This is a genomic window from Bacteroidia bacterium (assembly GCA_041391665.1).
GTDB lineage: Bacteria > Bacteroidota > Bacteroidia > J057 > J057 > JAGQVA01.
Window position 1 is genome coordinate 2789714 of sequence record JAWKNO010000001.1, and the last position, 13609, is coordinate 2803322.

General features: G+C 46.5%; 12 protein-coding genes. 6 read left to right on the top strand and 6 right to left on the bottom strand.

What is annotated here, in order from left to right; translation table 11 throughout:
- Nucleotides 1-106 precede the first annotated feature (106 nt).
- Together R3D00_11330 and R3D00_11335 are read right to left on the bottom strand one after the other, a co-directional pair.
- Complete coding sequence (locus tag R3D00_11330; GenBank protein MEZ4773765.1) at nucleotides 107-1675, bottom strand: AAA-like domain-containing protein; 1569 nt, start codon at nucleotides 1673-1675, stop codon at nucleotides 107-109.
- A 25-nt stretch (nucleotides 1676-1700) separates the two neighbouring features.
- Nucleotides 1701-3269, bottom strand: coding sequence for an AAA-like domain-containing protein (locus tag R3D00_11335; protein ID MEZ4773766.1), 1569 nt, complete (start codon nucleotides 3267-3269; stop codon nucleotides 1701-1703).
- 213 nt (nucleotides 3270-3482) lie between these two features.
- Between R3D00_11335 and R3D00_11340 the strand changes: the two genes are divergently transcribed.
- The gene (locus R3D00_11340; GenBank protein ID MEZ4773767.1) at nucleotides 3483-5564 is read left to right on the top strand and encodes a DUF349 domain-containing protein; all 2082 of its coding nucleotides are present in this window, start codon (nucleotides 3483-3485) and stop codon (nucleotides 5562-5564) included.
- 64 nt (nucleotides 5565-5628) lie between these two features.
- On the opposite strand, the gene R3D00_11345 is transcribed toward R3D00_11340, so the two are convergent.
- The 3 genes from R3D00_11345 to R3D00_11355 are packed head-to-tail and all read right to left on the bottom strand — an operon-like array spanning nucleotide 5629 to nucleotide 7481.
- Nucleotides 5629-6117: a hypothetical protein gene (locus tag R3D00_11345; protein MEZ4773768.1), complete on the bottom strand. Its 489-nt coding sequence runs from the start codon at nucleotides 6115-6117 to the stop codon at nucleotides 5629-5631.
- 26 nt (nucleotides 6118-6143) lie between these two features.
- On the bottom strand, nucleotides 6144-6755 hold the full coding sequence (locus R3D00_11350; GenBank protein MEZ4773769.1) for a hypothetical protein: 612 nt from the start codon (nucleotides 6753-6755) through the stop codon (nucleotides 6144-6146).
- Nucleotides 6756-6788: 33 nt separating this feature from the next.
- Nucleotides 6789-7481 carry an RNA polymerase sigma factor gene (locus R3D00_11355; GenBank protein MEZ4773770.1) on the bottom strand — a complete coding sequence of 231 codons (693 nt, stop codon included), beginning with the start codon at nucleotides 7479-7481 and terminating at the stop codon, nucleotides 6789-6791.
- A gap of 5 nt (nucleotides 7482-7486) precedes the next feature.
- On the opposite strand from R3D00_11355, the gene R3D00_11360 reads away from it, so the two are divergent.
- The 5 genes from R3D00_11360 to R3D00_11380 are packed head-to-tail and all read left to right on the top strand — an operon-like array spanning nucleotide 7487 to nucleotide 12395.
- Nucleotides 7487-8191, top strand: a complete 705-nt coding sequence (locus R3D00_11360; protein ID MEZ4773771.1) for an alpha/beta fold hydrolase — start codon at nucleotides 7487-7489, stop codon at nucleotides 8189-8191.
- A gap of 46 nt (nucleotides 8192-8237) precedes the next feature.
- Nucleotides 8238-9242, top strand: coding sequence for a hypothetical protein (locus R3D00_11365; protein MEZ4773772.1), 1005 nt, complete (start codon nucleotides 8238-8240; stop codon nucleotides 9240-9242).
- Between the two features lie 18 nt (nucleotides 9243-9260).
- The gene (locus R3D00_11370; GenBank protein ID MEZ4773773.1) at nucleotides 9261-10355 is read left to right on the top strand and encodes a carboxylate-amine ligase; all 1095 of its coding nucleotides are present in this window, start codon (nucleotides 9261-9263) and stop codon (nucleotides 10353-10355) included.
- A gap of 1 nt (nucleotide 10356) precedes the next feature.
- Nucleotides 10357-11184, top strand: a complete 828-nt coding sequence (locus R3D00_11375) for a GMP synthase (protein MEZ4773774.1) — start codon at nucleotides 10357-10359, stop codon at nucleotides 11182-11184.
- Nucleotides 11181-12395 (top strand): hypothetical protein, encoded by a 1215-nt coding sequence (locus R3D00_11380; protein MEZ4773775.1) that lies wholly within the window; start codon nucleotides 11181-11183, stop codon nucleotides 12393-12395. Before R3D00_11375 ends, R3D00_11380 begins: the two co-directional genes overlap by 4 nt.
- Here the strand turns inward: R3D00_11380 and R3D00_11385 are convergent.
- Entirely contained in the window at nucleotides 12392-13609 is a 1218-nt protein-coding gene (locus tag R3D00_11385) for an ATPase (protein MEZ4773776.1), read from the bottom strand. The two genes, R3D00_11380 and R3D00_11385, sit on opposite strands and share 4 nt — an antisense overlap.

The following is a 13609-nucleotide window of genomic DNA, read 5'->3' on the forward strand; positions in this document are numbered from 1 at the left end:
AATTAGGCAGAATATTGGAGAGTGGCAAGTTTTTGGGGGAAGGGTATAAAAATCGGGGATCCAGTCTGCTAAACCCTCACCATCTTCTTCACGATTTCCTTTCCCCTCACACCCACACGGCAAAAATCGCTTTCCCCCGGTGTAAAATCTCCTCCTGCCGCCCGCTTTTTTCTTTCTGCCCTTCAAAAATCACCAGAAAACCGCTCTCCAGTTCCTGCCGGTCGAGATAGTCTGCCAGTTGATCGAGTCCGCGCTGGTGAACCGCCTCTCCGTACCAGCGTTTGAGTTCTATTACGTATTTGTTGCGGTGGTAAGTAACCACTACGTCCAGCCGTTTTTCTTCCGAAATTTCGACTTCCTTAAAGTCGTGTCCCTGGCCGTTGAGGATCGGTTTAAAAAAGGCCAGAAACACCAGTCTCCACTCGCGTTCGAGGAAGTCCTGATCTTTTTCGCTGTATTGCTCCCGCAAAAACTGCTGGAATCGCTGCAACACGCCTTTGAGGTTCAGCGTCCCGTCTGCCTGCGCATATGAGACCGGCAGATAGGGGTGTTTACGTTCCAACTGTGCCTGGAAGGTCTTGGCCACCATGTAGTTGTACAGAATCTGCTCATAGATCCGGTTGTGGATTTTGACGGTTCCATTTTCCTTAAACACCCCATAGAGCCTTCCCAGGCTGATTGTCGGTTCATGCGGGTCGAAAGGAACCCGCACTCCGTTGACGATAATCGAATAGGTGAGATCGTAGAGATTTGGATGATTTTCGAGGTTTTTGATCAGGCTGTCGAAGAGGGTATTGTTTTCCCGAAGCAGAAGCTGTACTGCTGTTTCGAGGTCATCAAGGGTCCAGATTCGCTCCGCCTTTTGGGGCAATATATCCTCAGCTACTGTTTTGCACAGTTTCGAGACCAGGAAGGGATAACCCGCGGTGTAGTAGTACAGTTTGTCAGCAAATGCGGGGATATCGATCGCTACTCCTTCGGCGGCGGAATAGTCCACGAGCATCGGCGCAATTTCGTGCGGATGGAAGCTCATATCCACCTTAAAATCCGTGGCTATATTCCACGGACTGTTGTACTGCGCGTGGTCATCTTCACGCACTTTGCGTTTGAGACTTTTAATATCGTGAACCCCCGCCAGCACCACGCTGTGAAAGGTGTAGTTTTGGGGCGAATAGCGGTCGAGGTACTTATTGCGAAGCATTCCCAGAAACCGCAAAAATGGCTCGTAATTGCTACTCGCATCCACTTCGTCGATCAATAGCACCAGCTTTTGCACGGCTTTGTGCGCGAGGCGTGTGAGGAGCCTGGATAATTCGCCCATGTCCGTAACCTCATTTTGCTGGCTTTCCAAAAACAGATATAAATCGGGAGAACTAAATTCGAGGAAATCTTTTGTCAGGCGAACAAACATTCGGGCAAAGGCTTCGTCCGAAACGTGCCATTTTTCGTCCACACCCTGAAAATCCAGGCGAATAGGTAGATAACCCTCCTGTTGCGTCAGAATCCGGTGTAAGGCAAACAGCGTCGTCGTTTTCCCATACTGACGCGGGCGGTTGATGATGAAATATTTTCCGCGTTCGATCAGCTCAATAACCCCAGCCAGTTTAGCTCGGTTATCCATCATATAATGCTGGTCGGGGTAGCAGTTGCCAGTGATGTTAAATTCCTTTTTCATGGGGTAAAGTTAAGAAAATCCTGCCTCACACCCATACAGCAAAAATCGCTTTCCCCCGGTGTAAAATCTCCTCCTGCCGCCCGCTTTTTTCTTTCTGCCCTTCAAATATCACCAGAAAACCGCTCTCCAGTTCCTGCCGGTCGAGATAGTCTGCCAACTGATCCAGTCCCCGCTGATGGACCGACTCCCCGTACCAGCGTTTGAGTTCGATCACGTATTTGTTGCGGTGGTAAGTAACCACTACGTCCAGCCGTTTTTCCTCCGAAATTTCGACTTCCTTAAAGTCGTGTCCCTGCCCATTGAGGATGGGCTTAAAAAAGGCCAGAAACACCAGTCTCCACTCGCGTTCGAGGAAGTCCTGGTCTTTTTCGCTGTATTGCTCCCGCAAAAACTGCTGGAATCGCTGCAACACGCCCTTGAGGTTCAGCGTACCGTCAGGCTGCGCATATGATATGGGAAGGTAGGGGTGTTTTTGGCGAACCTGATCCTGAAGGGTGCGGGCAACCATATAATTGTAAATCCGCTGTTCATAAATCCGGTTATGAATTTTCACCGAACCATTCTCCTTAAATACCCCATAAAGCCTTCCCAGGCTAATCATAGGTTCATCGGGGTTGAAGGGAATCACCTGTCCGTTGACGATAATCGAATAGGTGAGGTCATATAATCCGGGATGATTTTCGAGATTTTTGATCAGGCTGTCGAAGAGGGTATTGTTTTCCCGAAGCAGAAGCTGTACCGCTGTTTCGAGGTCATCAAGGGTCCAGATTCGCTCCGCCTTTTGGGGCAATATATCCTCAGCTACTGTTTTGCACAGTTTCGAGACCAGGAAGGGATAACCCGCGGTGTAGTAGTACAGTTTGTCAGCAAATGCGGGGATATCGATCGCTACTCCTTCGGCGGCGGAATAGTCCACGAGCATCGGCGCAATTTCGTGCGGATGGAAGCTCATATCCACCTTAAAATCCGTGGCTATATTCCACGGACTGTTGTACTGCGCGTGGTCATCTTCACGCACTTTGCGTTTGAGACTTTTAATATCGTGAACCCCCGCCAGCACCACGCTGTGAAAGGTGTAGTTTTGGGGCGAATAGCGGTCGAGGTACTTATTGCGAAGCATTCCCAGAAACCGCAAAAATGGCTCGTAATTGCTACTCGCATCCACTTCGTCGATCAATAGCACCAGCTTTGCAGAAGTATGGTGAGCCATTTCTGTAATTGCTTCCGAAAGTCCGCCCATGTCATCCATTGAAGGGGTCAGCCTTTGGAGGAGGTTTACCAGTTCCGGCTGGGAAAATTTCAGGGCTTTTTGAATTTGAATGGAAAACATCGTAGCAAAAGCACTGTCCGAAACATGCCATTTTTCGTCCACACCCTGAAAATCCAGGCGAATAGGTAGATAACCCTCCTGTTGCGTCAGAATCCGGTGTAAGGCAAACAGCGTCGTCGTTTTCCCATACTGCCGCGGGCGGTTGATGATGAAATATTCACCGTCCTCTACCATCCGCATGACATCCGTCAGTTTGGCGCGGTTGTCCATCATATAATGCTGATCGGGGTAGCAGTTGCCTGTGATGTTGAATTTCTTCTTCATGAGGTAAATATACATCCGTAGCCCCACAAAACAATCTGATAGAACGCGGTTTTGCCGTAGGAACTTTGTACGGGATTTTGTACCTTCGATTAAGAAATCAGAACGTATCAGGCATATCTGAAAAAAAATTCATTTATTTGCGTGAGCCAGCCCCTGAAAATATCCGGAAACCGGTATCTTTAGGGCACGAACCAAACTTTTGAGTTGAATACCATGTTTCCAGAAAATGAGAACCCGGAATTGTCGGACCTTGAACAGAATGAAGAACAGGAAGTTCAGGAAGTCCCGACTCCACAAGAGCCAGAATTAACAGAATCAGAGCCCTTGGTTTCCCCCGAACCCGTAGCGGAAGATGTTCCGGTGCAGGAAGAAGTGCAGGAAACAGTCGCTCAGGCAGATGAATCAGCCTCGGAAGAGTCTGAGCATCAGGAGGTCGCGCACATAGAAGCTGAAGAAGAGGAGGTGTATGTACCTCAGGAGCTTCCTCCGCTTAATGAAGATTTGCTTCCATTGATAGAACAATTAGTGGAAGATAAATCCAATAACCTCAGCATAATAGAAGGCGCTACGGTTGCTGATCTTATCCAACTTTTGGATATGTACAAAGCTGCCGACCATGTATTGCCGTTGATCCCTAAAGTCGGACTCGTCAAGCGAACGTTTGATTCGCTCGTTGCCTCGGAAGAATCATTCCCGGACACCGTCAAAACGCTTTTCCACAACGCACTCCATAGCTTTAACCGCCGCCGCAGTGAAGCTCAGCAGGAAGCCGAGTCAGAAAAAGCAACCAATTCGAAAAAGAAGCAGGAACTGCTGGTCGAACTGGAAAAACTGGTGAATGCCGACGACCCCAACCTTATCAAAGAAGTTAGAGCCATTCAGGACGCATGGCGCGATGTAGGTCATGTTCTGAAAGAAGATATAGAACCACTTTATCAGCAATTCCGTGTGCTGCTGGATAAGTTTTACCAGCTCAGGGAAATGCATTTCGAACTTCGCGACTACGACCGGAAAATCAATCTTCAGGAAAAAGAACGCCTGATCAAGGAGGCTGAAGATTTAATTCTCCCGGAAGAAGAGCGTGAAAATGTAGAGCTGTGGCGCGAACGTATGGATATGCTCCATGAGCTTCAACAAAAATGGAAAGCCGTTGGTCATGTGCCCCGTGAAGAAATGGAGCGCATCAACAATGAATACCGGGATGTCGTAGATAAATTCTTCGAAACCCGCCAGGGCTTTATGCAGGTTCAGGATCAGTTCCGGCAGGAAAACGCTGAAAAGAAACTGGCCATTCTCGAGCAAATGGCGCCTTATGCAACTTTCACTGCTGATAAACCTCGTCTGTGGAATGATGCAACCCGTACCTTGCGTGAACTCCAGGAGCAGTGGAAACAGATCGGCCAGGCACCTGGTAATCAAAACAGCGAACTCTGGGGCAAATACCGGGAAGCTTGCAATACATTCTTCACCAAGAAGGCAGAGTTTTTCCGTACGTACGATGATTTCCGCTCCGAAAACCTGGTTAAAAAACGCGAACTCGTAGAGCAGGCAGAAGCTCTTAAGAATGGTGAAGACTGGGAAAAAGCGGCAAAAGATCTAAAACGGCTTCAAAAAGAATGGCGTGAGATCGGTCCGGTACCAGAAAGGCATTCCAATAAACTTTGGGCTCGCTTCCGTGAAGCTTGTGATGCTTTCTTTGAAAGCAGACGTGGTCATTACCAGGAAATTCATGAAGATGAAAACACCAACCTGGAAGCGAAAAAAGCGCTGATTGAGGAAGTGCGGAAGCTCACCGCAAACCCCGAAGGGGGCGTGGATAAGGCCATCGGCCGTGTAAAAGAGCTGCAGGCCAACTGGAAAGAAATCGGCAAGGTTCCCTTTAAAGAAAAGGATAAAATATGGGACGAGTTCCGCGCCGAAATTGATAAATTCTTTGGAAGTCTGGATATGAAACGCGAGCAAATCCAGGATATCAAAATGCAGGCGGCCATTGAGTCTGTCGATGACCCGGATGAACGCACAAGAGCTATCAAACAGCGGATTGCAAATATTCGCCGCAAGATCGGCGCTTCAGAAGAAAAAGTGAACCAATATAGTACCAATATTCTCTTTGTCGCCAAAGGGAAATCAGGGGATACACTTCGCAATCAGATTCAGGGTGAAATTGATCGTGAAGTGAAAATGCTGGAAGAGTGGAAACGGAAGGTCAAGAAACTCAACGAAATGCTTAAAAATCCTCCCACTCCTAATGACGATGCCGAACTTGCTGATGATGATGACAGCGACAACAGCTGATCATAAGCTAAAATAAAAAAGGCTGGCTATTATAGCCAGCCTTTGTCTTTTTATAAAAATCTTTCTATTGCCGGATACCGGGTCTTCCTTCCTGCATACGTTTCTCCATTTGCCGCCGGCGTATTTCCTCCAAAATCTCCTTCTTAAACTCCGTCTCTGTTTTATACAACAGCAGGACTTTGCGGATAGGTAAAACCGATTTAAACTGGGCATGGTATTTCTCCTCAATATCGGCCTCTTTACGCTTAAGGCTGATAAATTCATCCGACAATTTTTCCAACTCGCGGTTGTCGTCTCCCATCATTGCACTTTGTGCTTTTAACTGAATACTTCTGCGTGTTTTCCGGAGCGACTCCTGTTCGTCAAGAAAATTATTATACACAGGCCAGAATTTTTCAGATTCCTGGGGAGTGAGGCTGAGTTTGCGGGTAAAAAAAGCAACCCGGAAAGATTCGATTTTTTCGGCCCTGGAGAATGAAATGTCTTCATCCTGGGCCTGTAAGCTGATCACACCAGCTAAAGCCATTGTGATGGTTATCATCCATTTATACATCGACAGTCAGTTTATATGTTGCGTAGTTACTTATCCAATTCTTCGAGCATCCCCTCGAGATCGGAGATGTCCAGGTCTTCAAGCAGGTCGTTTAATTCTTCTCCCCGCAGATCTTCAGGAGGCGGCTGTAAATCTGAAATCGCTTCGTCCCCGACAATATCCAGGATGGTACTCAGATCGACTTCAGCAAGATCTACGCTGGTCATCAATTCTTCAGTAGAAATATCAGCCAGTAACAAAGGGGTTGTCGCTGCCTCATTTTCAGTAACCCTAAACCATATCCCAAAGGAAATGAAAAGAGCAATGGCAGCCGCAATTCCTACAGAAAACCGGTTGATGGAAGTCATTCGCCTGACAATCCCCATGCGGGAAGATCTTGCTGAAGGCTGAGGTTGTGTCAGATGAAAAATCTTCTCTGCAAAGGTTTCAAAATACCCTTCTGGTATCTGGAAAATATTCTTCTTTTCTATTTGATCGAGAACCGGGGTTTCTGGTTCCGCCTCATGTCTGATTGTTTCCCAAACCTGTGGCAAGGGCCCAAAATAATCGTCCGGAACCCGGAATATATTTTCCTTTTTCAACGACCCTAGAAAAGGCGCTTCGTTTAGTTCATCTTTATGTTCATCAAAGTCTTGCATCGTATGGTATTGACGTTGTAGAAGGCCGTCGGTTTAATCGCTTGTTAAAAAAAGCTCAATTTTTTTTACTGCATGGTGATAACTGGCTTTGAGGGCGCCTACCGAAACTTCCAAAATTTCGGAAATTTCTTCATATTTCAATTCGTCGTAATAGCGCATATTAAACACAAGGCGCTGCTGTCTGGGTAAAGTCAGAATGGCCATCTGGAGTTTTTTTTGTATTTCGTCCCCATCTATATATCGCCCGGTGGAAAGGCTGTGGCGGAGGTCATTTTCAATATCTTCTACATCCTCAAATCCCCGCTTTTTTTTATTGTTGAGAAAAGTAAGCGATTCATTGGTTGCGATACGGTACAGCCAGGTTTTGAGCGCCGCATCTGCCCGAAACCGATCAATATTTTTCCAGGCTTTGAGCAGGGTATTTTGCAAAACGTCATCCGCATCATCATGATCTATGACCAATCGCCGGATATGATAATACAATATCCGCTGATATAACTCAACCAAATGCCCGAAAGCCTGATTTTTGGTTTCGGGTTGCCGGAGTTTTTCCAGGAGATTTTTTTCTTCCAGTGCTACCATCGAAGTCTTAGACCACAGACAAATAATAAGGTTTAATGTGAATAAAAATTTATATTGAAAAAATTCATTATCAGACCTTTGCGAGGCGTTTAAAATTTTTGCAATTTCGCGGCAAATTTCCAGCCAGACTATACTTAAGATCATATATTTTGAAAGAAGAATATTTAAAATGGTATTCCCCGACTCTCAGCATGGATATCGAAATGCTGATTCATGGACATGCGGGTTACCCGGTTATTTTTTTCCCTACGACCAAAGGTCGTTATTATGAAAGCAAAGACTTTTTACTGATTGAATCTGCCCGGTGGTTTATTGAGCAGGGACTCGTAAAAATCTATTGCCCAGACAGTATCGATGCACTCAGTTGGTACAATAAAGCAATCCATCCGGCAGATCGGGTCAAAAACCATATGGTGTACGATCAGTTTATTCTCGATGAAGTGATCGACCCCATCCGCCACAATCACGGATTTGCAAAGGTATGCGTCGCCGGAGCAAGCTTCGGTGGGTTTCACGCGTTGAATTTTGCCTTTAGACATCCCGATCGTGTGAGCCACCTTTTTTCTATGAGTGGTGCGTTTGATGTAACTTCATTTATGGATGGATACTATGATACCAATGTGTATTTCTGCAATCCGGTAGACTATATGCCGGATAACAATCACCCTGACCTATGGAAAATGAAAATCGCCCTCGGGGCAGGGGAGTGGGACATTTGCCTGGATGCAAACCGGAAAATGTCAGAAATCCTCAGCCGTAAAGGCATCCCTCATTGGTTTGATCTGCGCCGTTGGGCAAAACACGATTGGCCCATCTGGCGCGATATGTTTCCCCACTATTTATCACTCATGTAATTCTTCTAAATATTTCACAAAAACTACCTAAATTCTCGCCTCAGTTATGAAAAAAATAGGAATCCTCTTCGGAAAAGAAAATACATTTCCCTGGGCGTTTATCGAGCGGGTGAATGAGAAAAAAGTAAGCGGCATTGTCGCAGAACCCGTAAAACTGGACGTCGTGCAGCAAAATCTGCCGTCCGACTACGCAGTCATTATCGACCGCATCTCTCAGGATGTGCCTTTCTACCGCGCATTCCTCAAAAATGCCGCAATCAATGGTACCATTGTCATCAACAACCCCTTCTGGTGGAGCGCTGATGAAAAGTTTTTCAATAACGCACTGGCTGAGAAGGTAAATGTTCCTGTGCCTAAAACAGTCCTGCTACCTTCCTACCAGCGTCCTCCCGATACAGATGAAGGCTCTTTCCGCAACCTGGCGTATCCTTTTGACTGGAAACGTATTTTCGATTACATCGGCTTTCCTGCATATATGAAACCGCATGCAGGTGGTGGATGGAAAAGCGTGTACAAAGTATATGACCCTGAAGATTTGTTCAAAAAACATGCAGAGACCGACCAACTGGTCATGATGCTTCAGGAGGAAATTGTATTTGATACCTATTTCAGATGTTATTGCCTCGGTGGCAACAATGTGCATATCATGCAGTATGAGCCGCGCAACCCGCACCACCTCCGCTATGTGAAAAACGCGCTTCCCGTGGAGAAAAAACTTCTGGCTCTGGTGGAAAAACAAACCAAACAGCTCAACCAGGCACTGGGATATGACTTTAATACCGTGGAATTTGCGGTAAGAGATGGTATTCCTTACGCAATTGATTTTTGTAATCCGGCACCTGATGCTGATATTCATTCTGTAGGTCAGGAAAACTTTGACTGGATTGTGGAAAATGCTGCAAACCTCGCCATTGAAAAGGCTAAAAAATTTAAGCCCGGTCAGGTAAACCTCACCTGGGGTACATTTGTCAGTGATATCTTTGCTGCACCGAAAACAACGGCCCCAAAGAAAGCCGCTACCCCAAAGAAACCAGCTGCCAAAAAGAGCTAACCATCAAACTGTAATAAGATGCAATTTACCCTTGGTATCGAAGAAGAGTATCAGGTCATAGATCCGGAAACCCGCGAACTGACCTCCCATGAGCAGCGAATTGTGGAAACTGCCAATAAGTTTCTCGATGAGCAGGTGAAAGCAGAAATGCACCAGGCTGTAGTGGAGGTGGGTACCCGCATTTGCACAGATATAAATGATGCCCGTGAGCAGATTATCTATCTGCGAAAGTCGATTTCCGAAGTGGCAACCAGCCTGGGTTTCCGTATTGGTGCTGCCGGAACGCATCCTTTTTCTGCCTGGCAGAAGCAGTTGCTGACGGTACACCCCCGCTATGACCAGATCGTGAATGAATTGCAGGACGCCGCCCGGTCAAATCTGATATTTGGGTTGCATGTGCATGTGGGCATTGAGGATCGCAATATGGCGATTCACCTTGCCAACTCTATGCGCTATTTCCTGCCGCATTTATTTGCACTTTCTACCAATTCCCCTTTCTGGGAAGGGCGTAATACGGGATTTAAGTCCTTTCGAACCAAGGTTTTTGACAAATTTCCACGCACGGGTATTCCCGACCATTTTGATTCTGTCGCTGAATACGACAATTATATCAATCTCCTGATTAAAACTGGCTGTATTGATAACGCCAAAAAAATCTGGTGGGATATTCGTGCGCATCCTTTTTTCCCGACTATTGAAATTCGCATTTGTGATATTCCTCTGACGGTAAATGAGACGATTTGTATCGCAGCACTCGTACAGGCGCTGGTCGCCAAACTGCATAAACTTCGCGTAGCGAACCTCAATTTTATGACTTACCGCCGCGCACTTATCAATGAAAATAAGTGGCGGGCTTCGCGTTATGGAATCGATGGGCAACTCATTGATTTTGGCCTGGAAAAAGAAGTCTCTACGCGTCATTTGCTACATGAACTTCTGGAGTTTATCGACGATGTACTCGATGAACTGGACTCCCGCGAGGCGGTCAATTATATTCATACCATTCTTGAAAATGGAACGGGTGCAGATCGTCAGCTGAAAGTGTATGAAGAAACCGGTAGTCTGGAAAAAGTAGTGGATTATATTATTGCACAAACCGTAGAAGGAGTTTAGAATGAAAAATCAGCCTGTTCGCCTGGCAATCCTGGATTTAAACAATGGGCAGCCCAATCAGGGGATGCGGTGTATCCGCGAAATCGTAGGGGACTTCTCTACGTTGCTGGAATGGCATGAGTATGATATCCGGGTTACTGGCGAAGTGCCTGATACTGATTATGATATCTATATCTGCAGTGGCGGTCCGGGAAATCCTTTGGAAGGCGATGGGATATGGGATGTACGGTTTTACGACCTGATAGATCAGGTCTGGGACCACAACCAGCAGCCTGGTGTCAGGAAGAAGTACATGTTTTTCATTTGCCACTCCTTCCAAATGGCTTGTAATCATTTCGGATTGGGAGAAATTGCCCCGCGAAAGTCCACTTCCTTCGGTGTAATGCCTGTACACAAAACACCTGCCGGAATGAGCGATCCGCTGCTCAAAGATCTGCCCGATCCCTACTATGGCGTGGATAGCCGGGACTGGCAACTGATCCAGCCCAACCTCAAAGTATTTGCCCAGCAAGGGGCTACGATTCTTTCTCTTGAAAAAATACGTACCCACGTCGAATACGAAAGAGCGATTATGGCTGTACGGTTTTCTGAAGAATTTGTCGGTACGCAGTTTCACCCTGAAGCTGACCCCGTCGGTATGACGATCCATTTTCAAATGGAAGAAAACCGACGCAAAGTCATTGACAATTTCAGCGAACGGAAATACCGGGATATGATGGCGCATCTCACCGACCCCGACAAAATCGCCCTGACTTATAGCACAATTTTGCCTTCATTTATCAATGGTGCGATTGCCGCACTCAATGGAAAATCAATAGTCTCTGTATGATCACCTCACTCCGCGAACAGTTTAACCGGGATTTTACCCAGGAAAAGTACCAGGGTTTTCTCGATTCGGTGTATAGTGCCTATCAGCATAAACCACCTTTTCGTATCGCGGAGACGCCCGTGTTTATTCCCAATCTGCTGAAAGAACGGCTTGCTGATGCCATAGAGGATATCAACGCTGTCATTTGTAATCCCCGGTTTAAGGATATGACAAAAGACGCGATTCGTCCGCCTATGGAGATTGTACCAGGAGAAGATGCGCATACACAATTTCTTCAGATGGATTTTGGCATTTGCCGGGACGAAAATGGCGATCTTACACCACAACTGATTGAAATTCAAGGATTTCCTTCTCTTTACTTTTTTCAGGATCTGCTCGCTAAATCCTACCGCCAGCACTTTGCAATTCCCGATAATTATTCTTCCTATCACAGCAGTCTGACACCGGAATCCTATATTCAGTTGCTGAAAGAAGAAATTGTTGGCGATCAGGACCCGCGTACGGTGGTGCTGCTGGAAGTTGAGCCTGAAAAACAAGCCACTGCCATTGATTTTTGGGGTACACAGGCGCACCTGGGGATAAAAGTGCTGTGCATCAGCAAGCTGAAAAAAAGGGGAAAAAACCTGTATTATCTCGATGAGAAAGGAAAAGAAATTCCGGTAAACCGAATCTATAACCGGGTGATTTTTGATGAGCTCGATCAACGAACGGATATTCAGCGTGAGTTTTCCTTTTCAGAAGAAATCAATGCAGAGTGGGTCGGGCATCCCAACTGGTTTTTCCGCATAAGTAAATACACCTTGCCGCTGTTTCACAGCCCTTATGTTCCCCGCAGTTTTTATCTCGACCAATTAGACGCCTATCCATCTGATCTGGAAAATTATGTCCTGAAGCCCCTGTATTCTTTTGCAGGATCGGGCGTTAATCTTCATGTCACAGCTTCTACCCTGGATTCCATTAAAGACAGGCGAAACTACCTTCTTCAGCGCAAGGTTACCTATGATCCGTGTATCAAAACACCGGGAGAGCCTGCCAAATGTGAGATCCGGATGCTGATGGTATGGAAAAAAGGAGAACCCAAAGCCCGCACAGTCAATAATCTGATGCGTCTTTCCAAAGGAGAAATGATCGGTGTACGGTACAACAAAGACAAAGACTTTGTCGGCGCGAGTATCGGCTTTTTTGAGGGCGGTGTAAGCTCGAAGGATTAATTGGCTGGTCTGTCAGGTGCCGGCAGACTGGCATGAAACTCCTCAGAGATACGTTTGGTATATTTGTCCAGCAATTCGTGAACACGTTCTGGGGTTGATGCTTTGACAATCAGGCCTATATGCCAGTCTTTTTTCATTCGCCACCATATTTCGGGATCATTAAAGGAAGAATCATCCGGCTGCTGAAAACGGCTAAGTGATACCACTATACCCGAGTAATCATTTTTGACTTCCGGCAACTGGTAGGTTGAATTTTTGGCGACAGCGGTCTCGATTTTCGCCCATTCGGTCCAGAGGTTTATTCCGGCAGAAGCTTCCACCATTTCTGCAAGATTTGCCCCGCCCACACGGGAAGAAGTTTCCAGAAAATAATATTTACCATCTTCTTTCCCCTTGATAAACTCAGAGTGGGACGCGCTGTATTGCATGCCAAAAGCCTTCATTACCAGCTTATTGAGTTTAGTCAACTCCTTTTCATCTTTGGAGCCAAACTTTGCCGTGACCGAGCGGAAAATCCCCCCACCATGGGCCACTTCAAAAGGAGTATCGAGGTACTGGCTCACACGGGAGAAGACGGTTTTTCCATCCATATTAAGGGTATCCACATGAAATACATATCCGGGAGCAAATTTTTCAACCAGATACATATGTCTTTGTGCGCCAAGTTTGTGTATTTCACGCCACAGCGAATCTTTGTCTGCCACTTTCACAATGCCGGTAGCAGAGGCTGCAAACCGCGGTTTGATCATCCACGGGCCGGGAACCTGGTTGGCGTATGACTCGATATCTGCGTCATGAAAGATAGCAGAAAACGCCGGAACAGGAATCCCCGCTTCCTGAGCTTTCATCCGCATGGCCAGTTTATCCCGGAAGTAATGAGCGGTGGTTTCTCCCATTCCGGGAATGCGGAAATGTTCGCGTATATGGGCCGCTTTTTCCACATCAAAATCATCGAGAGCGACAATTTTGTCAAACTTTATCCGCTGCATTTGCCAGGCAATCCCATCGATCAGGTGTTGCATTACCCATTTTCCCTCTTCTGTTTCGTCCATAAAAAAGGTCTCATCAATTGACTCCCATGGCCAGGGATGGTTTTTGAGTTTGTTTCCTGTAATGAGGTAAACCTGGTTTCCTTCCGCTTTGGCAGATCGGAGGAACGCTTCTCCCTTAAAAAAGCTGGAGATGCAGAGGATATTGAGGGGGGCTTTGGACAT

Coding starts and splice junctions, on each gene's coding strand:
- R3D00_11345 (MEZ4773768.1), bottom strand. CDS start 6,117: ATGTATAAATGGATGATAACCATCACAATGGCTTTAGCTGGTGTGATC.
- R3D00_11365 (MEZ4773772.1), top strand. CDS start 8,238: ATGAAAAAAATAGGAATCCTCTTCGGAAAAGAAAATACATTTCCCTGG.
- R3D00_11350 (MEZ4773769.1), bottom strand. CDS start 6,755: ATGCAAGACTTTGATGAACATAAAGATGAACTAAACGAAGCGCCTTTT.
- R3D00_11335 (MEZ4773766.1), bottom strand. CDS start 3,269: ATGAAGAAGAAATTCAACATCACAGGCAACTGCTACCCCGATCAGCAT.
- R3D00_11375 (MEZ4773774.1), top strand. CDS start 10,357: ATGAAAAATCAGCCTGTTCGCCTGGCAATCCTGGATTTAAACAATGGG.
- R3D00_11340 (MEZ4773767.1), top strand. CDS start 3,483: ATGTTTCCAGAAAATGAGAACCCGGAATTGTCGGACCTTGAACAGAAT.
- R3D00_11385 (MEZ4773776.1), bottom strand. CDS start 13,609: ATGTCCAAAGCCCCCCTCAATATCCTCTGCATCTCCAGCTTTTTTAAG.
- R3D00_11330 (MEZ4773765.1), bottom strand. CDS start 1,675: ATGAAAAAGGAATTTAACATCACTGGCAACTGCTACCCCGACCAGCAT.
- R3D00_11355 (MEZ4773770.1), bottom strand. CDS start 7,481: ATGATCTTAAGTATAGTCTGGCTGGAAATTTGCCGCGAAATTGCAAAA.
- R3D00_11370 (MEZ4773773.1), top strand. CDS start 9,261: ATGCAATTTACCCTTGGTATCGAAGAAGAGTATCAGGTCATAGATCCG.
- R3D00_11380 (MEZ4773775.1), top strand. CDS start 11,181: ATGATCACCTCACTCCGCGAACAGTTTAACCGGGATTTTACCCAGGAA.